Source organism: Sodalis sp. RH20 (genome assembly GCF_047324205.1).
Taxonomy (GTDB): domain Bacteria; phylum Pseudomonadota; class Gammaproteobacteria; order Enterobacterales; family Enterobacteriaceae; genus Acerihabitans.
Genome location: NZ_CP178733.1, coordinates 5,880,435 through 5,902,783, shown reverse-complemented (window position 1 = coordinate 5,902,783; position 22,349 = coordinate 5,880,435). Strand labels below are relative to the sequence as shown.

16 protein-coding genes are annotated in these 22,349 nt (G+C 61.2%); 4 read left to right on the top strand and 12 right to left on the bottom strand.

What is annotated here, in order from left to right:
* Positions 1–58: 58 nt before the first annotated feature.
* From recD to rppH, 12 genes are all read right to left on the bottom strand, one after another.
* Positions 59–1,909, bottom strand: coding sequence for an exodeoxyribonuclease V subunit alpha (gene recD / locus ACL2XM_RS26960; protein WP_413732032.1), 1,851 nt, complete (start codon positions 1,907–1,909; stop codon positions 59–61).
* Positions 1,909–5,475 carry an exodeoxyribonuclease V subunit beta gene (gene recB, locus ACL2XM_RS26955; RefSeq protein ID WP_413727745.1) on the bottom strand — a complete coding sequence of 1,189 codons (3,567 nt, stop codon included), beginning with the start codon at positions 5,473–5,475 and terminating at the stop codon, positions 1,909–1,911. The genes recD and recB overlap by 1 nt, the downstream gene beginning before the upstream one ends.
* Positions 5,476–5,490: 15 nt before the next feature.
* Entirely contained in the window at positions 5,491–8,385 is a 2,895-nt protein-coding gene (ptrA, locus tag ACL2XM_RS26950; RefSeq protein WP_413732030.1) for a pitrilysin, read from the bottom strand.
* 82 nt (positions 8,386–8,467) lie between these two features.
* On the bottom strand, positions 8,468–11,881 hold the full coding sequence (recC, locus tag ACL2XM_RS26945; protein ID WP_413732028.1) for an exodeoxyribonuclease V subunit gamma: 3,414 nt from the start codon (positions 11,879–11,881) through the stop codon (positions 8,468–8,470).
* A gap of 79 nt (positions 11,882–11,960) precedes the next feature.
* Positions 11,961–12,137 carry a prepilin-type N-terminal cleavage/methylation domain-containing protein gene (locus ACL2XM_RS26940; protein ID WP_413732027.1) on the bottom strand — a complete coding sequence of 59 codons (177 nt, stop codon included), beginning with the start codon at positions 12,135–12,137 and terminating at the stop codon, positions 11,961–11,963.
* A gap of 226 nt (positions 12,138–12,363) precedes the next feature.
* Complete coding sequence (locus ACL2XM_RS26935) at positions 12,364–12,789, bottom strand: DUF2509 family protein (protein WP_410013684.1); 426 nt, start codon at positions 12,787–12,789, stop codon at positions 12,364–12,366.
* Positions 12,786–13,391: a prepilin peptidase-dependent protein gene (locus ACL2XM_RS26930; RefSeq protein WP_413732025.1), complete on the bottom strand. Its 606-nt coding sequence runs from the start codon at positions 13,389–13,391 to the stop codon at positions 12,786–12,788. Before ACL2XM_RS26930 ends, ACL2XM_RS26935 begins: the two co-directional genes overlap by 4 nt.
* Positions 13,349–13,846 (bottom strand): prepilin-type N-terminal cleavage/methylation domain-containing protein, encoded by a 498-nt coding sequence (locus ACL2XM_RS26925; RefSeq protein WP_413732023.1) that lies wholly within the window; start codon positions 13,844–13,846, stop codon positions 13,349–13,351. The genes ACL2XM_RS26930 and ACL2XM_RS26925 overlap by 43 nt, the downstream gene beginning before the upstream one ends.
* A 197-nt stretch (positions 13,847–14,043) precedes the next feature.
* Positions 14,044–14,838, bottom strand: a complete 795-nt coding sequence (gene thyA, locus ACL2XM_RS26920; protein WP_410013681.1) for a thymidylate synthase — start codon at positions 14,836–14,838, stop codon at positions 14,044–14,046.
* 6 nt (positions 14,839–14,844) lie between these two features.
* On the bottom strand, positions 14,845–15,717 hold the full coding sequence (gene lgt / locus ACL2XM_RS26915; protein ID WP_410013680.1) for a prolipoprotein diacylglyceryl transferase: 873 nt from the start codon (positions 15,715–15,717) through the stop codon (positions 14,845–14,847).
* A 195-nt stretch (positions 15,718–15,912) separates the two neighbouring features.
* Positions 15,913–18,162: a phosphoenolpyruvate--protein phosphotransferase gene (gene ptsP / locus ACL2XM_RS26910; protein WP_410013679.1), complete on the bottom strand. Its 2,250-nt coding sequence runs from the start codon at positions 18,160–18,162 to the stop codon at positions 15,913–15,915.
* 12 nt (positions 18,163–18,174) lie between these two features.
* Positions 18,175–18,702 carry an RNA pyrophosphohydrolase gene (gene rppH, locus ACL2XM_RS26905; RefSeq protein ID WP_410013678.1) on the bottom strand — a complete coding sequence of 176 codons (528 nt, stop codon included), beginning with the start codon at positions 18,700–18,702 and terminating at the stop codon, positions 18,175–18,177.
* 690 nt (positions 18,703–19,392) lie between these two features.
* On the opposite strand from rppH, the gene mutH reads away from it, so the two are divergent.
* From mutH to ACL2XM_RS26885, 4 genes are all read left to right on the top strand, one after another.
* A complete protein-coding gene (mutH, locus tag ACL2XM_RS26900; RefSeq protein ID WP_413721345.1) occupies positions 19,393–20,085 on the top strand; it encodes a DNA mismatch repair endonuclease MutH in 693 nt (230 codons plus the stop codon).
* 83 nt (positions 20,086–20,168) lie between these two features.
* The gene (locus ACL2XM_RS26895) at positions 20,169–20,891 is read left to right on the top strand and encodes a TerC family protein (protein ID WP_410013676.1); all 723 of its coding nucleotides are present in this window, start codon (positions 20,169–20,171) and stop codon (positions 20,889–20,891) included.
* A 24-nt stretch (positions 20,892–20,915) separates the two neighbouring features.
* Positions 20,916–21,134, top strand: a complete 219-nt coding sequence (locus ACL2XM_RS26890; RefSeq protein ID WP_410013675.1) for a YgdI/YgdR family lipoprotein — start codon at positions 20,916–20,918, stop codon at positions 21,132–21,134.
* Positions 21,135–21,270: 136 nt separating this feature from the next.
* Positions 21,271–22,311 carry an NADP(H)-dependent aldo-keto reductase gene (locus ACL2XM_RS26885; protein ID WP_410013674.1) on the top strand — a complete coding sequence of 347 codons (1,041 nt, stop codon included), beginning with the start codon at positions 21,271–21,273 and terminating at the stop codon, positions 22,309–22,311.
* Positions 22,312–22,349 lie beyond the last annotated feature (38 nt).

Sequence of the window (22,349 nt, the reverse complement as noted above, 5' to 3'; positions counted from 1 at the left end):
GCGAGCATTCCCGGGACGCCCGCCGGCTACCGCGTGCGCCGGCAAGCCTGCCGGCGGCCTACCCCTTTAACAGCAATTCCCGCAGGCCGCTGCGCCGCTCGGTCGGCGTGGCGATGGCCTGGCTTATCACCTCGTCGTTGGCATAGACCGACAGCCGCTCGCGGGCGCGGGTAATGGCCGTATAGACCAGCTCGCGGGTTAGCACCGGCAGAAACTGGTTGGGCAGCACCAGCGCCGTATGGATAAACTCCGACCCCTGGGATTTATGCACCGTCATGGCAAAAGCGGTTTCATGATCGGGCAGACGGCTTAGCGGCACCGCCTTGATGGTGCCGTCAGGCAGCGGGAAGCAGACCCGCAGCGCAGACTGCGCATCCGGCAGCATAATACCGATATCGCCGTTATACAGTCCAAGGGACGGCGCATTGCGGGTGATCATCAGCGGCCGTCCCGCATACCCCCTGCCGGCGGCATCCGCCTGGCGCTTAATCAACCCCGCCTGGGCCAGCGCCTGTTCAATCCGCGCGTTAAGGCCGGCGACGCCGAAAGGCCCTTCGCGCAGCGCGCACAGCAGGCGGTAGCGGTCAAATGCCGCTAACACCGCGCCTGCCCCGGCGCCGTCCCGCACCAGCCGCAGGTAATCACGATAGCCCGCCACGCACCCGTCGAGCAGGCGCAGATAGTCTTCGCCGTCGCGCACCGGCGCGTAGGCCACGTCCTCATCACGCCCGGCTTTCAGCAACGCCAGCGCCCCCCGGCCATCGCCGTTGTTAACGGTATTGGCCAGACGGCCGATGCCGGATCCCGCGTCAAAGCGGTAGCTTTTACGCAGCAGGCACAGGCTGTCCCCCGTCTGGTGTCCCGCCACGGGCGTGCCCGCCGGCACCTCGCAGCCGGTAAGCCGCCGCAGCTGCGCATTACGCCCGGGACTATAGCCGTTCTCCGCCAGAAAGCAGATGTCGCCCAGCACCGCCCCCGCTTCCACCGACGCCAGTTGGCAACGATCGCCTAAAAAAACCACCCGCGCCTGCGGCGGCAGCGCGGCGATCAGGCTGGCCATCATCGGCAGATCGACCATCGAGGCTTCGTCGACAATCAGGATATCCACATGCAGCGGATTATCCTGATGGTAACGCATGCGCTGGCTGTTGGGCTGCGCGCCCAGCAGCCGGTGCAGCGTCACGGCTTCCGCGGGGAACAGCCGCCGCTGCCGTTCGTCAAGGCCGAGCGCCGCCAGCGCCGCGCCAAGGGACTCGCTCAGGCGCGCCGCCGCTTTCCCGGTGGGCGCCGCCAGCTGGATACGCAGACGGGCATCGCCGCCCAGCACCACCATGGCGGCCAGCATTTTCGCCACCGTCGAGGTTTTACCGGTGCCCGGGCCGCCGGAAATCAGCGCCACCGGATGGGTGATAGCCACCGCCGCCGCCACTTTTTGCCAGTCCACCGCATCGGCGCCGGCCGGGAAAAACCGGTCCAGCACCCGCCTGATAAGCGCTTCATCCCCAGCGGGCATGGGCCGGATGGCGTTAAAAAAATGCGCGACCCGCCGTTCATTTTGCCACATGCGCTGCAAATACAACCGGCCCTGATCTAATACCAGGGGGGTGGGCCTGGAACCGTCGCTGACCGCCGGCGACGCGTTCAGCAAACGCGGCCACTCGTCCGGCGAGGGCTTGCCGGCAAGGCGCCAGGCATGCTCGGCCAGCTGCGGATGCCGGCCGTTGAACAGGCCGCCGGGCTGCAATAGCGTCAACGGCAGGCAAACATGTCCGGCGCCGGCGTCGGCGCTCAGGCAAGCGCAAGCCAGCAGCAGGGCCGGCTCATCCGCGCTCGCCAGCATGCGGGCAAACTGGATATCCAGCGGCCGCCAAAGCCGCAGTAATTGCGCCTGCTCGATCACAACGTCCATTAAATCGCCTTATCCTCGCTGGTGACCGCCGCGCCCTGGCTGAATAATGTATCCAGCCCGTCAATCAGGGCCGGTTCAGGGCGGCAGTAAAATATGCCGTTGCCGGGATTATCGGCCGCGACGCCGCGCAGGAACAGATAAAAGACTCCGCCAAAATGGCGGCGATAATCATAATCCGCCAGGCGATGGCGCAGGTAACGGTGCAACGCCAGGGTATAAAGCTGGTATTGCAGATCGTAGCGATGCTCCGCCATGGCCTGCGCCATCGCCTCGGGCGTATAGGCGGCATCGTCTTCGCCCAGCCAGTTGGATTTGTAGTCCAGCAGGTAATAACGGTCCTGCCAGCAAAATACCAGGTCGATAAACCCCTTCAGCATTCCCCGCACCTGGGGAAAATCCAGCGGCGGGCAGCGCGCGGACAACGGATCGTAGCGTTTGCACAGCATATCCAGCGCGCCGGCGGTCACCGTGGCGTCGATCGGCAGATAGAACTGCAGCTCCGCCTGTTTCCGCCCCGGCGCCAGTCGGGAGAGCGTAATGCCGGAGGCGCCGAGCGGCGCGTTTAATACCCGGTCCATCCACTGCCCGATAACCGGTCGCCAAATGTCGCTGATGCCGTTTTGCGCCAGTTGCCCACTGAGCCAATCCTCATCAAGCGGCCGGGTAAAATCGAGCGATTCAAACAGGGCGTGCAGGAAGGTGCCGGGGGAGGCGCCGCGCGCAAAGGTATGGGGCGACAGCTCGGGTTCGGCGTCCTGACGGCGTTCGCCCACCGCGTCGACGTCCAGCCGGGGCAGCAGTTCCATCAGCCCCGGTCCGCCGCCGTGCTGTTGCAGGCCGGAATAGCTGGTGACGCGCCAATTGTCCTGCGCGCGCGGCTGAAAGCGCCGGGCGGCGAGGCTATGCCGCGCCGTCACGGCCGGTTGCCAGGGGTGCCCCTGCGGCTGGGTAATCACGTCCAGGGCGATATCCGCTGCGCACAGTTGCTCAAGCCGCGCCCGCAGGACGGCGCCGCCGCCGGGCTCGCCCTGCTGTATCAGGTAGCCCAACGCGCTTTGATGCACATCGGTATCGCCGTTTTTGGCACGGGTGCCGCGAAACAGCGGCGCGATACCGATGCAACATTGATAAATGGAACGGGTCAGCGCCACGTACAGCAGGCGCAGGTCTTCCGCCAACCGCTCTTCCTCCGCGAGCGCGAGGCTCTCCTCGGAGGCCGCCAGATCCAGCCAGGCCTGGAAATCACTGCGGTCATGGAACAAGGGGCGCTTTTGCAGCCGGAAATCGGCGACAAACGGCAGGAATACCAGGGGAAATTCCAATCCCTTGGACTTATGCACCGTGGTGATCTTCACCAGATGGCGGTCGCTTTCCAGCCTCAGCTGCTGGTTATCGGCCTGGGTGTTGGGCTGTTCAATCTGCAACGCCAGCCAGCGCACCAGCGCGTGTTCGTTATCCAGCTGCGCCGAGGCTTCCTGCAGCAGTTCGGCCAGATGCAGCAGATCGGTCAGCCTGCGTTCGCCATTAACGCTGGCCAGTAGGTTCTCCGCTATCTGATGGGCAATCATCACCTGGCGCAGCATCGGCAGCACACCGCGTTGCCGCCACAGCTGGCGATACCCGGCGAACTCATCCACCAGCGCGTCCCAGGCCTGGCCGTTGTGGTTGACGGCATCGATATCCTGGGCGTCTAGCCCCATCAGGCTGGTGGCCAGGGCGCAGCGCAGGGCGTTATCCTGGCCCGGGATCAGGATTGCCTGCAACAACCACAGCAGCTCGCGCGCCTCCGGCGTTTCATAAACGCTGTCACGATTGGACAGGTAAACCGCGGGGATCGACAATGCGCTTAACGCGTCGCGCACCAGGGAGGCTTCATTACGGTTACGCACCAGCACCGTCATGTCCGAGGCCTGCAGCGCCTCGCGTCCCTTGCGGCCGTTAAGCCAGGCGCGCCCGTCCCGGCCGGCGGTCAGCAGGTCGCTGATGGCGGCGGCGCACTGGCGCGCCATTAAATGTTGGTACTCACTTACACCGGTTCCGTCCCCCGCCAGCAGCCAGACCCGCAGCGCCGGCTGCGGCGCCTGGTCGACCATCAGCGATAGCGCGTCGTTTTCCGGGGCGGCGGCGACCGGCAAAAAGGGAATTTGCGCAAAAATAAAGGGGTTTGCGAGCGATTGGAACAGGCGGTTCACCGCGCCGATCATGGGCGGCGAGGAGCGCCAGTTGGTGCCGAGAGTATAGTGGGCGCTAACTTCGCTGCGGGCGCGCATATAGGTAAAAATATCCGCGCCGCGAAAAGCATAAATCGCCTGTTTGGGATCGCCAATCAATACCAGGCCGCAGGCCGGCTGCCCGCCATAGAGGCGGCGGAAAATGCGGTATTGCTGGGGGTCGGTATCCTGGAATTCGTCAATCATCGCCACCGGATAGCGCGCGCGCACCGACTGCGCCAGGGCGTCACCGCCCTCGCCCCGCAGCGCCTCGTCAAAACGGCTAAGCAGATCGTCAAAGCCCAGTTCACCGCGCCGGCGCTTTTCGAGTTGCAGCGCGAGGCGCATTTCATCCAGCGCCAGCACAAAAATCAGCTCGCGCAGCGTCAACGCCTCCTGGAAAAACCGGTCGATTTCGTCGAACAGGGCATGTTCGGGCGGGCTGCCCTTGATGGTTTTGGCGCGCAGTACCGATTGGCGGAAGCGTTCAAGCTCTTTTGGCACCGCATAATCATCGGTTGGCGCGGCGGCCCAGGCTGACATTTTATCCAGCCACACAGGCAGGTTCTTGCTGCTGTATGAGCGCTTATCGACGCCTGAGTCGCCCACCAGGGCCGGCAACAAACCGGCGGATTGGCGCCATGACCGCTTAAGGGCGTCGATGCGGGCGATAATGCGCTCATGCCGCGCCAGGATGGACTCGGTTTTATCCGGCGGATTGCGCACCACCGGCGCCTCGCCCTGCATATAAGGCAGCAATTCAGCCAACAGTTTTTCCGGACCGTCCCATTCCTGGTGTATGGCCTGGGCGATGGCGTAAGGCAGCGGGTAGCAATGGCGGCGCCAAAAGTCGGCGCAGACCTGGCGTCTGAGCGCCGATTCGTCTTCCACCAGGGTTTGCTGGAACAACATACCCGACTCAACGGTATTCTGGCCGAGCATGCGCTGGCAAAAGCCATGAATGGTATAAATCGCCGCTTCATCCATCTGCCGTTCGGCCGCCAGCAGTAAACGGGCGGCATGCTCCGTATCGGCGACCTGGGCCAGCAGTTCCTGAAACAGGTCGTCCTTGCCGGGTTCACTCAGGGCAGGACCACGCACGCAGGCCAGCCGCAGGCGGTGGATATTCTCCCGGATGCGTCCCCGCAGTTCCTCGGTGGCCGCCTCGGTAAAGGTCACCACCAGGATTTCTTCCACGCTGAGCGGGCGCTGATAAGCCGCCTGCTGGCCCAGCCCCAGCAGCAGGCGGAGATAAAGCGCCGCCAGCGTGTAGGTTTTCCCGGTACCCGCCGACGCCTCGATAAGGCTTGCGCCCTGCAACGGCAACGTCAGCGGATTAAGTATCTGCGCGGTCAAGGATGCTGTTTTCCTCTATTGATGAGCAAGTACGGGTAACGTCCTTTGCAGCGCCGAGGCGTTGGGATAAAGCTGCCAGCCCGCGGGCGCGGCATATTCCGCCGGAGCGTGGCCGTCGCCGCTGCCGCCAATCTGGGATAATAGCGCCAGCCCGGTCGGCGCAATTACCGCCTGATGGAAAAAATCAGCCAGCTGCGCGAGCGTCATCTGCCGCAGCGCCGCCACTACTTTAGCACGGGTATCGAAAGACAGGTTATCGCGCTCGATGTCATCGGTATATTGTCCCACTTCTTCGGCCAGCGTCTGCGGCTGCTGTAGCAATTGGCTGATAATGCCTTGCTTATACTGCTCGAAATCCGCGGGCGCCATAGCGCGCAGCCGCCGTTCCGCCTCGGGGAAAAACGCCTGGTAGCGCTGGTAAAGGTATGCGGGCTGCCGGGTGCCGCTTTGCAGCACAAAACCGATCCCGCCCTGGTCGCCGACAAATACCGGCACCATAAAAATCGCATATCCCAACTGTTCCTGGGTGCGCAGCTGCTGGTAGAACCAGGACTCCACGATTTGCGCCAGCATATAGCTATTAGCCATGCCCTGTATCCGGTCATAGCCGGCGGGGACATACGCCGCGGACAGCGCCGCATCAGAACTGCCGCCCTGTTTTTGCATCACGGCCAGCTGCGGCCGGGTAATCTGCACTTTGTCGGCGCGCCGCCACTGCGTGCCCGTCCAACCTATCTGTTTCTTCAGCTGTGCCGACAGTTCGGTGGCCTGCTGCGGCGTCATATTGCCCACCACCAGCATATCCAGCGCGGTGGGCTTGAACAGGGTTTCGCGGTAATCAATCACATCCTGTACCGTCATGCCGTCAATCAGGGCGCGCCGCTCATCCCGTTCCACATACGGCAGGGCCGACAACACTTTGACCGGGATCATCGCCTGCGCGTACGGCTTCTCTTTTTCCGTGCCGTCCAGCTGCTGGCGATACCAGCTTTTGGCCTGTAACAGCTGATCAACCGTCGGCGTAAAGGTGGCGTAACGCTCCACCAGGCTTAATACCAGTTGCGACAGGCGCTGGGTATACCCCGAGGCTTTAATGGTCAACCCGTCGTTTTCATAGGTGGAAAAGCTGATGCCGCCCACATAGGCCTGATTGCTGAGCTCGGCCAGATCCTGGCTGGCGATATAGTCGTTCAGGGAATAAAGCACCTGATTGCGGGCGGAAGCCATGACGGCGGGATTACGGAAATTGAGGGTGATATCCGCCCGCGGCACGTCGGCGAAATACCGGCTGGGCATATAACGCAGCCGCAGTCCCGGTTCGTCGATCAGCAACTGCGGATAGGCCGGCGCCGCGGTGGCTTTGATTAATGAAAAATCGCTGGCGATATAGGGATTGAGCGCCGGCAGCGACAGCTGGATATGAGGCTGGGTTTGGCGCCATAACGTCAGCCGTTGCGCCGGGATTTTATCCACCTGGTAAGGCGCGTTGACAAAATAAGCGCTTTTGTTATGCGGCTCGTCCGGACTGATAAACCAGATGCGGGCCTTGTCCGGCGTCATGCCGTCCAGGCGCGCGGCGATGGCCTTGGGATCGTAGCGGTCCGCCACATAGGCGGAATCGAGCACGTGCTGTACCGGCACCCGCAGCATGGAGTCCACCAGCCATTCGATATAATCCATATTGCGGGTAATCACCGGGTAGCGGAAATCCTGTTCCAGCACATGGGCAATCTCATCGAAATATTGCCTCTGTATCCCTTGTTCGCGCAGGGTCTTCAGGTAACTGAAGATTGCCGCCACCACTTCATCCCGTTGCCTGAGCCCTTTATCGCTCAGGGACGTGGCGATGGCGAACACCCCGCCGTTGCGATCGACCATGGGATCGGCGCCCGCGTCTATGGCATCCGCCAGTCCCTGTTTCTGCAACCAGTCAGCCAGGGTGTTCGGACTGCGGTTGCCAATCAGGTAACTGATATAAGTATCGGTTTTACTGCGAAAAGCCTGGCTGTTATTGGTGATGGGAAACTCGATGCGCAGCATTTTCTGCGGCTGCACCGGCTGGTAGTGGATCAGGACGCCGGTTTGCTTTTTTGTCACCGCCGGTGCGGTAATCTTGGGCACCGTGGCGTGGCGGTTGGCCACGCGTCCGTAGGTGGCGGCCGCGATCCGCGCCAATTCGGGCAACGGCTGGTTGCCGTAGATCACCGACACCATCAGGTTGGCGGAGTAATAACGATGATAAAACGCCTTCAGCGCCTGGTGCAGGTTGCTGCCCGGCTTATCGCGTAGGGTGTCGAGGTTACCGCCGGAAAAACGCGAGCCGGGATGGGCGGGATTCATGGTTTCGGCGCGGATTTGCGCCATGCGTAAGCCGTCATTGGCGCGGGCCATGGTGAGTTCGGCATCGACCGCATGACGTTCTTTGTCGGCGTTGCCGGGATCGAGCAACGGCTCGGCGATGGCGTCCGCCAGGCGATCGATGGCTGGCTCCAGGGCGTTATTTTCCACCTCGAGGTAAAATGCGGTGCGGTAGGAGGCGGTGCTGGCGTTATGATCGCCGCCGTGCTTTTTCAGGAATTCCGCCAGGTTTTCCGGCTGTGGGTATTTTTTCGACCCCATCAGGATCATATGTTCAAGATAGTGGGCCAGGCCCAACTGGTCATCCGGGTTCTCAAGCGATCCCACCGGCACCGCGAGGGCGGACAGCGACTTCACCGCCTGCTTATCGCTGACCAGCAATACCGTCATGCCGTTGGCCAGCCTGACGGCCTGGTACTGGCGTATGTCCTTGCTGCTCTTGCGGATGGTCTCCTTTATCGGCTGCCAGCCGGCGACATCCGCTACGGCAGGCGCAATGCCCAAACAACACAACACAGCACAACTGAACAATCCCACAACCAATCTACGCATTCCACTCTCCAACAACCCTGAAGGGCCGGCCATGGCCTCTTCGCTTATTTCGCGATGTATTTACCGGCTATCGCCGGTGTTGTTAGCTTAACGTGCTTTTTTTCCCCCGTCGTGCCTTTTCGGCTTCCGCCAGATTGAGGCTGAACGGCGCCAGCAGGTAAGTTTGCGCCGCCTGGATAATCGCCTCGACGTGCGGCGAGTTTAATTGCCGCATCAGCCGCTGCAGGTAGGGGTCTTGTCCCTCGCCGGGCGTGTAGCCGTCCCCTTGCCAGGCCTGCATCAGCTTATCGCGCGCCTGGAGCTGGCAGGATTCCCCCCAGTCAATGGCGCCCGTGTCGTGGTCGTAGCTTTGTGCCAGCCATGCGCCGCCGGCGCGGTGTAATAATAGCAGCGGCGTGCTCATGCCCTGGCCATAACCCGTTACCAGCGTCAGTAAAAACGCTTTCGCCTGCTCCGGCGTCAACGCGGCAAAACGCCACTGGCCCTTGGTGCCGTACATGCGGCTTTCCCCGCCGCCGCCCATGGCGCACCATGCCAGATGCTCCAGCCACAGCGCCATGCCGTCTTTCATCGATAAAACGCCCGGACGCCAGCGCAGCAAGCCGTCGCTCTGCGTCTGGGGCAGCCAGCCGCTCAGTTCGACGTCGCCCAGCATCAGGCTTATCTCAATGCTTTGCGCTCCATCACGGCGTTGTTCGCGCACCGTTTCAGCCAGCAGGGCCATTTCATCGCGCTGTTTGGCCCAATACAGTTCGCCGAATGCGCCGTAGGGCAGGTATCCGGCCGCCCTGAAGGTACGGTAAAGCCGGTCGGGATCTTCCCCGGCGATAAGCGTATTAAGCAGTTGGTCGTTAAGCTGGTAGCGGTCCAGGCCTTCGACGACAAACGGCTCGTCGGCGGACAGCTCGGTTTCTTCCAGGCGGAAATAGACGCCCAGGCGCTGCTGGAAATAGGCGCGCACCGGGTGGCCGTAAAACCGTTTCAGCACGTCAAACGCCAGCAGGGTAACCGGCTGCGGGTCCAGCGGACGGGTAAACTCGGGATGGGGCTTGCCGCCCGCGCTGGCGGCGGGCAGCCACTCCGCGGCAAAACTTTGCTGTTCGGTATCCTTGATAAAATTCTCGGCGGCAAACGGCATGCGGCTGTGCCACTGGCACAGATGCGCGCTGACCCGGGCGGCGCTGGTGTCCACATCCACCGCCTCATCCCCCGGCAGGTAAAAACTCTGCGCGACATACTCGATCAATTCGCTGACCAGCACCGACGGATAGCGTTGACTGTTATCCTGGATAGAACGGCCGATAAAACTGATGTAAAAACGCTGCTGGGCCGACAGCAATGCTTCCAGGAACAGGTAGCGGTCATCGTCGCGGCGACTGCGGTCGCCCCGTCTCGCCTGGCCGGCCATTAAATCGAACCCCAGCGGCGGCAGCGAACGCGGATAGACGCCGTCGTTCATGCCCAGCAGGCACACAACCTTGAAAGGGATGGATCGCATGGGCATCAGCGTGCAAAAATTAATCGTGCCCGCCAGGAAGCGCTGGCTGACGCGCTGCTGATCCAGCCGGGCGGATAATTCGTCGCGCAGCAGCGTGATCGACAAGGGTTCGTCATAGGCAGCCTGCAGGCCGAATTGCAGGATCTCCTGCCATTGGGTTTCCAGCAGGGCCAGCGCGGCTTCGGTCTCGCTGTCCGGCAGGAAAAAGTCCGCCGCCAGTTCCTGGCAACAGGGCAGCCATCCGGCCAGGTCGCGCGGTTCCCGCAGGATGTCCCGCCAGCGCCTGAGCTGCGCCAGCAATTCCGCCAGATGGCCCACCAGTTCCGCAATCAGCCCGCTTGATTCGTCGTAAGGCAGAATACCGCGCCAGTCCCCGCTATGGCTGTCCATGGCGTACCCCAGCAGCATGCGCGTCAGTCCGAATTGCCAGGTATGCTGGCCGGTGGCGGGCAGCATCAGCTCGCGGATATTATCGTCGTCCAGGCCCCAGCGGATGCCCGACTCGGCGACCCATTGCCGCAGCAACTTCTGCCCGTCCTCGTTAATCGAAAAACGCGCCGCCACCGCCGGCACCTCAAGCAGCGCCAGCACCTGTTCGGCGGCGAAGCGGCTTTGCGGCAGCTCCAGCAAGGACAAAAACGCCGGCAGCGCCGGATGGATATGGCGCGCGCGCCGGTCGGAAATGGCAAACGGCAGATAGCGCCCGCTGCCGGCATGACCGAATACCGCCTGGATCGCGGGCGTATAACGATCGATATCCGCCACCATGACGATAATGTCGCGGGGCGACAGGCTGGGATCGTCGCCGATCATCGCCAGCAGCCGATCGTGCAGCACTTCCACCTCGCGCTGCGGACTGTGGCAGACATGCAGGCTGAGGGAACGATCGGAGGGCTGCAGCAGCCGTTTTGTCCGGCTGTTCTCCAGCGTCTCGCGGGTCATGCCGACCACGGCATGATCTTCCAGTTCCAGTATGTCGCGCTGCAGGGTGGATAGCAGGCCGTCGTCCGGCGGGTCGACAAAGGCGTCTACTTCCTGGACGCCCTCCAGCTGGGCCAGCAGATACAGGTTATCGCGGCCCAGTTTACCCCAGGAAGCCAGCAGAGGATTGCCGACCTGCTGTTCTCCCGCGTCGTTGAACAGCGCCCCGGCCTCCGCCGGCCGGCGGAAAAGGCCCTGTTCCCGTGGCTCCTGGTAATGGGTGCGTTTGCGGTTTTGCAACTTGGCCAGGAAGGCGTAATCGCGGATATCGCCCCAATAATAGCGGCAAGGGTTGGTGAAAAGCAGATGAATGTCGATATGGCGCCCCAGCGCCTGCAACGCCTGTAAATAGGTGGGGGGCAAGGCGGAAATGCCGCAGATAAATACGCGTTCGGGCAGGCCCGGCGGACATTCGGCCGCCTCTTCCAGCGTCTGGATAAACCGCGCGTAGAGGTTGGCGCGATGCCAGGGAGATTGCCCGGCCCGGTCGGTGAACGCCACCAGTTCCCGCCACAGGGGGGCTTGCCAGGACTGGGCATCGCCCAGGTCCGGCACCGGCTCTGCGCGCTGCCAGCGCTCCAGCCAGTCCGGCCTGAAGACCAGGTATTGATCGAAAAGATCCGCGATACGGGCGGCAAACTGGAAACATTTACGCCGGTCGCCGTCATCCTTAAGGTACTGGCAGATCACCTCGAACCCGGGCTGCTGGCACAGCTTTGGCAGCAATGCCATCAGTTTCCAGGTCATGGCATCCTTGGAGAACGCGCTCTCCTGCGGGATATCCGGCAATACGCGGGTGAACATTTGCCAGATAAAGCTTGCCGGCAAGGGAAATTCGATATTGGCGGCAATGCCGAACCGCGCCGCCAGCGCCATCTGCATCCATTGGGCCATGCCGGAGCTTTGCACCAGGATCACCTCCGGCTGGAACGGATCGCGCAGCGGACGCCCCTCGATCAGCGCGGCGGCCAGCGCTTTAAGCAAATCCAGCTGGTTTGAATGGTACACCGTAAACATGCCGCCCCCTTTCGCCTGAACCAACGGGTGTTACTCATGCCGACACTCTAGCGGTATTCGCGCTGAAAACAAGCGTTGATCACCCGCCATCGACGGTATCACCCCCACGTCGCTTCGCATCCACGGGCAAACAAAACCATTCGCACAGCGTTGCCCGTTGCCCGCGCGCGGTTGCGACCCCGGCACTGACCCGCGTACAGCCGCCGGCCAGCGGCTGTACGACGATATCGAGCCGCCAACCGGCGGGCAGGTCCATGCTGTCAGCCTGTCCCGCAGGCTTGGCAGGCGATATCCTTCCAACGCCTGGTGGCTGAGCGTCAATGCCTGGCGGTACTGGCGCACATCTTCCTGCCGGTTCGCCAGCCGCTGCAGATAGTGCAGCATAAACAGCGCCACCAGCGAAAACAACAGTACCGCCATTAATGCTTCCGGCATGCCGTGCCCCCGCTGATGATAGCTTTTCATTACACCTCGCAAAGGATTCAGCCCGGGTGGTAGTCCAGCCAGCCCGCGGGCAGCGGCGTCAGACGCCATGATGTTGCGCCGTCCCCCAACTGCCCCACAGGGCGCATCGCCACCACGCGGTACAGATACACCGGTTCGGCTACACCATCGCCGTGGCCGCGCAGTATCCATCTGCCGCCCGCCCCCGCCAGCAGGCAGGCCTGGAAATTTCCGCCCGGCGGCCGCAGGCATTGCCCGTCCTCCCCCCGCCAGCACTGGCCGGTTCCCCACGACAGCGCGGATTCGGCCTGATGAAAAGCGCTCAGGTAATGCTGTTCATCGGCAATCAACGCCAGGGAAGCATCCATAAAACGCTGCCACGCCGCCAGGGCCGCCATGCCGGTAAACAATACGGCCAGCAGCGCCGCCAGGGAGCCGCCGCCCCGCTGCGATTGAGTATTCATCCATTACGCCCGACAACGATCCGGCTGGTCCGATACCCGCTGCCGGGACGATCGCTTTGCACGCCATGCAGCGTGATCCGCCATGCATGGGCCGCCACCGGTTCAAACCTGAGCCGTGTTATCCGCACCTGCCGGGGATCGTGCATATTGGCCCAGCCCGCCTCGTCGCAATGCCTGACGCCGCGCTGGGTTTCCAAGGCGCCGCGATGCAAACGGTAGCCGAAGGTATCGTTGACGACGCGGCCTCCCGCCGTTCTGGCCCCGGTCGGATAAAAGGCGTAACTGACGATCAGGCAGGAATTTTCACGCTCGCCGCGTCGCTGCCCCAGCACGACGCCGGACCGTGCGCAGGGCGGCCGGCAATGACCGGCGCGGCGCAAATCTTTTTCCATGGCCAGCAGGCTGTAATCAATCTGCCGAACCAGCCTGGCCTGTTGCATGCCGCCGTGGCTGAGGCGATGCAATAGCGGCAACAGCCGCAGGCCGGCCAGCAGCAGCAGGGACACCACCGCCAGGGCGCCCAGGGTTTCCGCCAGGCCCGCCCCCCGCTGCGCCCGGTTTAGCACGGCCCGATCCCCGCCCAGCGGCCGTGCTCGCTGCACACCCTGACCCGCCCCTTGCCAGACAGGATAACCCTGATCCTGCCCGCCGGGTTGCTGAGCGTCAGGTGGGCCGGCGTGGCGGTATTGCGCAGCCCCGCCAGGATAAGGTAGCCGGGCGTGGAAATCTCCAGCCGGATACTCCCGGCGGACGCCTGCCGCCGCAAGGTCATTGCCGGCGCCGGCATAGGGTGCGCCTGCGCGTCCCCACGCGCCTCCAGCGACCAGTCCAGGCCGGTTCGCACCCTGATGCGATAATGATGATTGCCCCAGGCGGCCCGGCACTGTAAACGCTGCATGAAATCCGCTATCTGGCGCGCCGCGTGTTCGAGCTGGGATTTATGCTGGTAATGCCGCCAGACAAACGTGCCCGACAGCGCCAGCATCGCCGTCAAGGCCAGCACCAGCATCATTTCAATCAGGGTATAGCCCCGCTGTGACAGGTTGGGAATTTTCATGCACCGCAGGATAGCGGCTATCCATCCCGCCGCGCTACCGGGTAAGACGCAAAGTGCGACGGGCTGTCGCATGGATTTAGGGGAGAGGTGCAAACAGACAAAATATTGCGGGGAGCATAACAAAACTATGGCGCCCCACGGCGCGGCAGGCCCGTTAACCTCCCTTGCAAAGCAGACGCGTTAACGGGCGCGCAATATCAGATTGCCACGGGCGCCTTGATTGGCGGATACGGGTCGTAACCCTGGATATCAAAATCCTCAAAACGGTAGTCGAACAGCGACGCGGGCTTACGCTTGATCACCAGGCGCGGCAGTTCACGCGGCGCGCGCGTCAGCTGCAGGTCGGCCTGCTCCAGATGATTGCTGTAAAGATGGGTATCGCCGCCGGTCCAGACAAAATCCCCCACCCGCAGGTCGCACTGCTGCGCCACCATATGCACCAGCAGCGCGTAGCTGGCGATATTAAACGGCAGGCCGAGGAAAATATCGCATGAGCGCTGGTAAAGCTGGCAGGACAGCGTACCGTCCGCGACATAAAACTGGAACAAGGCATGGCAAGGCGCCAGCGCCATCTGATCCAGCTCGCCCACATTCCAGGCGGAAACGATAATGCGCCGTGAGTCGGGGTCCTGGCGCAACTGCTCGATCACCCGGCTCAGCTGATCGATCCGGCGGCCGTCCGCCGCGCCCCAGGCGCGCCATTGCTTACCGTACACCGGGCCGAGATTGCCGTCCTTATCCGCCCACTCGTCCCAAATGGACACGTTGTGCTCGTGCAGATAATCCACCTGGGTATCGCCGTTGAGAAACCACAGCAGCTCATAAATGATCGAGCGCAGGTGGCAGCGTTTGGTGGTGACCAGCGGAAAACCCTGCTGCAGGTTAAAGCGCATCTGATGGCCGAAAATCGATAAGGTGCCGGTGCCGGTGCGATCGGCTTTCGGCGTGCCTTGATGCCGAACCAGGCGCATCAGTTCCAAATACTGTTTCATGTGACCTCAGGACAGTTGTTGCTGGGGGCGGCGGCGGTAGGCCCAGATAAACATAATCAGACCGGCGATAATCATCGGCAACGACAGGATTTGCCCCATGCTGATGGCATCGTCGAATAATCCGAGCTGCGCGTCGGGCTGGCGGAAAAACTCCACGATGATGCGAAACGCGCCGTACCCCATCAGAAACAGGCCGGAGACGCTGCCCAGCGGGCGCGGCTTGCGGATAAACACATTCAGGATGATAAACAGCACCACGCCTTCAAGCAGCAGTTCATAAATTTGCGAGGGATGGCGGGGCAATACGCCATACTGGTTAAACAGCGCCTGCCATTGCGGATGCGAAGGCAGCAGGGCCAGATCCTCGGCGCGCGAGCTGGGAAACAGCATCGCCCACGGGGTATCCGTCGTTACGCGCCCCCAAAGTTCGCCGTTGATAAAATTGCCCAGCCGGCCGGCGCCCAGGCCGAAGGGGATCATCGGGGCGATAAAATCCGCCACCTGGAAGAAATGGCGTTTGGTGCGGTGGGCAAACCACAGCATCACGATAATAACGCCCATCAGGCCGCCATGGAACGACATGCCGCCGTCCCATACCTTAAACAGATAAAGCGGATTCTCGAGGAACTGCGGCAGGTTATAGAACAGCACATAGCCGATGCGTCCGCCCAGGAACACGCCCAGGAACCCGGCATACAGCAGATTCTCCACTTCATCCTTGGTCCAGCCGCTGCCGGGCCGGTTGGCGCGGCGCACCGCCAGCCACATGGCAAAGACGAAACCGACCAGGTACATCAGGCCGTACCAATGGAGCGACACCGGTCCCACGGAAAAAATCACCGGGTCAAACTGCGGGAAGGCCAGATAATTCATTGTCATTCATCACCACGATTTAAGTCATTTTCACCGCGTCGGTGCGACGGGGCGGCAGGCCGTTCGGTCACGAAAAAGCGTTGCGTCGCCGTGCGCCTGGTTCGTCCGATGGCGGCATATCATAGCATAGCGGCCTAATGTTCGCGGCGGGGCGACGGAAAATTTACGCGTTTTTAATATCGGGTTGCGCCGCCGGCCGTCCTACCTGCCGCCGCGGATAAGACCGCCCAGCCCGCGGCGCTCCAGAAACGCTGCCACCTGATGACGCACATCGATGGCATTTTGCGCGGTGAGCACCCGTTCCACCAGGGTAACGGCGTCGCCGAGCTCCACATTACGCAGCAGGTATTTGATGCGGGCGACGCTGCGTCCATTCATGCTGAGGGTACGATAACCCATGCCGGCCAGCAGCAGCGCGCCCATGGGGTCGCCGGCCATTTCGCCGCACAGGCTGCAATCGAGCCCCAGCAGGCGGCACTCGGCGACGATTTTCACCAATACCTGCAGCATGGCCGGATGCAGGCTGTCGTACATGGCCGCCACCCGGGTATTGTTGCGATCCACCGCCAGCAGGTACTGGGTCAGGTCATTACTGCCCACCGAGACAAAATCCACCCGGTTGATCAACAGCGGCAGCATAAACACCATGGCGGGCACTTCAATCATCACCCCGATGCGCAGCGGCGGCAGCGCGTACCCCAGCATGTCCTCCACCTCGCGCCCGGCGCGGTCGATGAGGCGCCGGGCCTCGTCGATTTCGTCGACGCTTGTGATCATCGGCAGCAGGATACTGAGATTACCGGTAGCCGCGTTGGCCCGCAGCATGGCGCGCACCTGGATGAGGAAAATTTCCGGTTGATCGAGCGTGATGCGGATACCGCGCCAGCCCAGGCAGGGATTTTCCTCATTAAGCGGCGCCATATAGGGCAGTTGCTTATCCGAGCCGACATCCAGCGTGCGCAGCGTCACCGGCTTGGCCGGGAACAGCTGCAACATGCCCTGGTATTGCGCGACCTGTTCATCCTCGGACGGAAATCCGCTTTGCAGCATAAACGGAATTTCGGTGCGGTAGAGGCCGACGCCGTCCACGCGATTGCCCAGACGCTGTTCATGTCCGGCGCTCAGGCCGGCGTTAAGCATCACCTGGATGCGCTCGCCGCTTTTCATGGTCGCCGGCTGTTCCACATCGTCTTCCGCCAGGCGGCTGAGCTGTTTTTCCTCGCTGATTAAACGCTGGTACTCTTGCACCAGCACCGGTTCGGGATCCACCAGCAGCTCGCCGCGATAACCGTCCACCACCAACAGCCGCTGGTTTAGCAGCGCCGGCTGGATATCGGCGCCCATAACGGTTGGGATGCCCATGGCCCGCACCAGGATGGCGGCATGGGAATTGGCGGCGCCGTCCCTGACCACCACGCCCACCATTTTGTCCTGCGGCATCTCGGCCAGCAGTGTGGCGCTCAGCTCATCGGCCACCAGGATAAAACGCGACGGCCAGGGCGTCTCGCCCTGGATGTTATCGCCCAGATGAAACAGCAGGCGTTGCCCGAGGGCACGTAAATCGCCGGCGCGCTCGCGCATATAGCTGTCATTCAACTGCGCGAACTGCTCGGCGAACAGCTCGATAACTTGTTTTACCGCCCATTCGGCCATGGCGCCGGCATCGATTCGCGCAAACAGCTCACGCTTTAAGCGCGCGTCGTTAAGCAAATGGGAGTAGAGATCGAAAATCGCCGCGCTGTCTTTTTGCGCATTGGCGGTGAAACGCTTGCTAAAACGGCGGAACTCCGCCGCCGCTTCGCCGAGGGCGAGCGTCAGGCGCTCGCGCTCGCGCGCGCTGTCCAGCGACGAAGCTTGAAAAACCTGATCGAGCGAAGGCTGGCTGTTGTCCACCCACCCCTGGGCTATCGCCACGCCGGGGGCGGCGGCCAGCGCGCGGATGCGCGTCTGGCGGTATTGGCCGAACAGCGCGTTGAGCTGGGATTGCGACAAAATACCGGCCATTTGCGTGGCCAGCGTCACCATAAAGGATTCTTCGCTTTCGTCGAACTGGCGATGTTCGCGCTGCTGCACCACCAATACGCCCAGCAGCTGGCGGCGGTGGATAATCGGCACGCCGAGGAAGGAGCGGAAACGCTCTTCTTTTACCGCCGGAATGTACTGGAAGCTGGGATGGTTATGGGCATCGGCCAGGTTGATGGGCTCCGCCAGGCGGCCCACCAGCCCGACGATCCCCTGGTCGAAAGCCAGCGTGATGGTGCGCCCGCGCGGTTTTTGCAAACCACGCGTGGCCATCAGGTAGTAGCAGCGGCGATCGTTATCGGCCAGATAAACCGAACAGACTTCGGTATCCATCGCCAGACAGGTCTCATTGACCAGAATTTCCAGCGTATCCGACAGGCGCGGCGCGGCGGCGACCTTTTCAACGATTTCCCGCAAGCGCGTGAGCATATTCTGCGTGGCTTAACCCCTCTTCCGTCTGTAGCCTGGGAGAGTCCGTTGCACAGCGCTTTCCTGCAACGGCATGACAATAGTAGAAAACTCTTTCATTACCCGGCGGTAAACGTCCCGCTTAAAAGAAACCACCTGGCGCACCGGGTACCAGAAACTGACCCAGCGCCAGCCGTCGAACTCAGGGGTGCCCCCGCGCTGCATATTGATATCGGCGTCCGGGCACATGAGCTGCAGCAGGAACCATTTTTGCTTCTGGCCGATACAAACCGGCTTGGTGTCCCAGCGTACCAGACGCTTCGGCAGCTTGTAACGCAACCAGTTACGGGTGGAGGCCAGTATGCGCACATCCTTACGGCTCAGCCCGACCTCTTCGTACAGTTCACGGTACATGGCCTGTTCCGCGGTTTCGCCGGGATTAATGCCGCCCTGGGGAAACTGCCATGAGTGCTGCCCATATCTCCTGGCCCATACCACCTGCCCATCACGATTACAGATCACAATACCAACATTCGGGCGGTAGCCATCATCATCGATCACCGGACTACCTCGATTACATAAAATGCAAGATAGCCTGATTGTTTCACACTCGCTCAATACGGTAAACCACTGCTTTTAAGGAATGTCCGACTTCCTGGACGTCGAATGGCGTCCGGATGCGGCATGGTTATCAACAGCCGGGGATAACTGCCGGTGCTTTTATTCACTTTTTCTGTGGATAGGTATGTGCAGAACACTGGGTTAAAGAGGGAAAACTTTTCGCCGCGCGCCGGCTTTGCAAAACGCGCCGCGGGAAAACACAATGATTTTCAATCGCCTGTTGCCGGATCCCGCAGTGGGAACGATCGTGCGGGATCCGCCTGTCCACCGGTTGCGCGCGATGAGGTTAAAAAACAGACGATGATGATTTTATCCACAAATTATGCTGTAAAGCGCGGCGATATATGTACAAACCTGTAAAAAACAGGGGCGTCAAGGCTGTAAATAGTGACAGTAGTGCCAGTTTATTAGGTTTATCCCATACTTCTGTGGATAACATGGTGTAAGATCCTGTTCATTGTCGCCCGCTTCAGGTGTACAACCTCGGGCGCGCCGGCGGCAAAACGCGATCGGCGCTTAAAAAAGAGTGTGAAATCATGCTATTATTTATGGCTGATGATTAAATGCCGATCCTGGGTCGGACGGCCCCGGCGGCCGATTAGTTTTTATACAGCACGCGGATAACTATTTATGACCCTTCCCCTCATCGCCACACCGATCCTCCCGCCGGGGGACGAAATAGAGCTATTGGCGCGCGCCAGCGCCCTGGCGGGCTATAATCTGGGTGAACTGGCGGCGCACGCGGGCCTGGTGCTGCCGGCCAACCTGAAACGTGATAAAGGCTGGATCGGCGTCTTGCTGGAACGTTACCTGGGCGCCAGCGCGGGCAGTAAACCCGAGCAGGATTTTGCCGCCATCGGGGTGGAACTGAAAACCATACCGGTCGACAGCCGCGGCCGCCCCCTGGAAACCACCTTTGTCTGTGTCGCGCCGCTGACCGGCAACAGCGGCGTCACCTGGGCGTCCAGCCATGTCAGGTATAAGCTGGCCAGGGTACTGTGGATACCGGTGGAAGGCGAACGCGCGATCCCGCTCACCCGACGCCGTATCGGCACGCCGCTGCTGTGGAGTCCCAGCGCCGAGGAAGAATCGCTGTTGCAAAATGACTGGGAGGAATTAATGGATTTAATCGTACTCGGGCGCGTGGAACATATCACCGCGCGCCACGGCGAGGTGCTGCAGTTGAGGCCCAAGGCCGCCAATAGCCGGGCGCTGACCAGGGCCATCGGCGAATTCGGCCAGCCGATCATGACGTTACCGCGCGGGTTTTACCTGAAAAAGACCTTCACCGGGCCAATGCTGGCACGGCATTTCCTGATGTAAATGCATTTTACCTTGCCTGCTGCCCTTTGGACCTGTTTATAATATTCGTTTAAGCTTCGTTTACATTTAGGTAATGGATCACAATGTTTGATTGGATCGTGGATCCCGATGCGTGGCTGGCGCTGGGAACACTGACTGTTCTGGAAATCGTCCTTGGTATTGATAATATCATTTTTCTCTCCCTGGTCGTCGCCAAGCTGCCCGCGAGACAGCAAGCCAAAGCCCGCCGTCTGGGCCTGTTCGGCGCCATGGTCATGCGGCTTTGCCTGCTGGCGTCCATTTCGTGGGTGATTCGCCTTACCTACCCGTTGTTTACCGTTTTCGCGACCGAGGTATCGATTCGCGACCTGATATTGCTGCTGGGAGGATTGTTCCTTATCTGGAAATCCTGCCGGGAGATCCACCAGGCGCTGGAAGGGGGTGAAGCCGATCAAAGCACCAATGTCAGTTCGTTTCTCGGCGCCATCACGCAAATCATGCTGCTGGATATTATCTTCAGCCTGGATTCGGTGATTACCGCCGTCGGCCTGTCCAATCACCTGTTTATCATGATGGCGGCGGTGGTGATCGCGGTGGGCGTGATGATGTTCGCCGCGCGGCCGATAGGAGAGTTCGTCGCCCGCCATCCCTCGGTCAAGATGCTGGCGCTGGCGTTCCTGATTTTAATCGGCTTTACCCTGATCCTCGAAAGCGTTGATATTCATGTACCTAAAGGCTACATTTATTTTGCGATGTTTTTCTCTATGGGCGTCGAGGCGCTGAACCTTCTCAGGAATAAGAAAGTCAGCCACGCCCGTCGTAATTGATCCAATGCTTAACATGGACATAACATGAATAAAAAAGTGGCAATCGTATCGGCGGTGTTATTCACCGTCATGCTATCGGGTTGCGCCAGTGATTATGTGATGGCGACCAAGGACGGCCGGATGATTTTGACCCAGGGCAAACCTAAACTGGATAAGTCCACCGGCCTGATTCGCTATACCGACGAGCAGGGCAATGATATGCAGATTAACGGTAATGAGGTATCGCAGATGATCGCGCGCTGAGCGTTCGGCGCCCTTGTCGGTTAAACATCCCCGCCCGCCCATTTTGCGCTTTTCCCCGCGCCCTGGCTTGGTTATAGTCTGATCGGGCGGCGCCTGTTGACGCCTGATCTTTTCAGACATTAAGGAACAAGCCTCAATGCATTATCACCGTATTCCCCATAGTTCACTAGAAGTCAGCGTTCTGGGATTGGGCACCATGACCTTTGGCGAGCAAAATACGCAGGCCGATGCCCATGCGCAGCTGGATCATGCCGTTGCCGCCGGGGTGAATCTGATCGACACGGCTGAAATGTATCCGGTGCCGCCGCGCCCCGAAACCCAGGGACTGACCGAAACCTATATCGGCAATTGGCTTAAGCAACGGGGCGGACGGGAAAAGGTGATCCTGGCCAGCAAAGTCGCCGGCCCCACGCGCGGCAATGACGCCGGCATCCGGCCCCAGCAGATACTGGATCGCAAGAATATCCGCATGGCGCTGGACGCCAGCCTGCAGCGGCTGGGCACCGATTATCTCGATCTCTACCAGGTGCACTGGCCGCAGCGCGCCACTAACTGCTTCGGCAAACTGAATTACCAGTACACCGACGAAAAACTGGCGGTAACCATACTCGAAACGCTGGAAGCGCTGGCCGAGCAGGTACGGGCGGGGAAAATCCGCTATCTCGGCATCTCCAACGAGACGCCCTGGGGCGCCATGCGTTATCTGCAGTTGGCGGAAAAGCACGATCTGCCGCGCATCGTCACGGTGCAGAATCCCTACAGCCTGTTGAACCGCAGTTTTGAAGTGGGCATGGCGGAAATCAGCCAGTTTGAAGGGCTGGAGCTGCTGGCCTATTCCAGCCTGGCCTTCGGCACGCTGACCGGTAAATACCTCAATGGCGCCAAACCGGCGGGCGCGCGCAATACGCTGTTCAGCCGCTTTACCCGCTACAGCGCGCCCCATACCCAGCAGGCGATTGCCGAATATGTGGCGCTGGCGCAGCGCTACGGCATTGACCCCGCGCAGATGGCGCTGGCGTTTGTGCGCCGGCAACCGTTTGTGGCGTCTACCCTGCTGGGCGCCACTTCCCTGGAACAGTTACAGACCAATCTCGATAGCCTGGAACTGACGTTAAACGACGAGATTATCGCCGAACTGGAAAACATCCATCAGCGCTTTACCATCCCGGCGCCTTAACCCGCACGGAGCGGCGCTATCGGTCGCTCCGCGTGTCG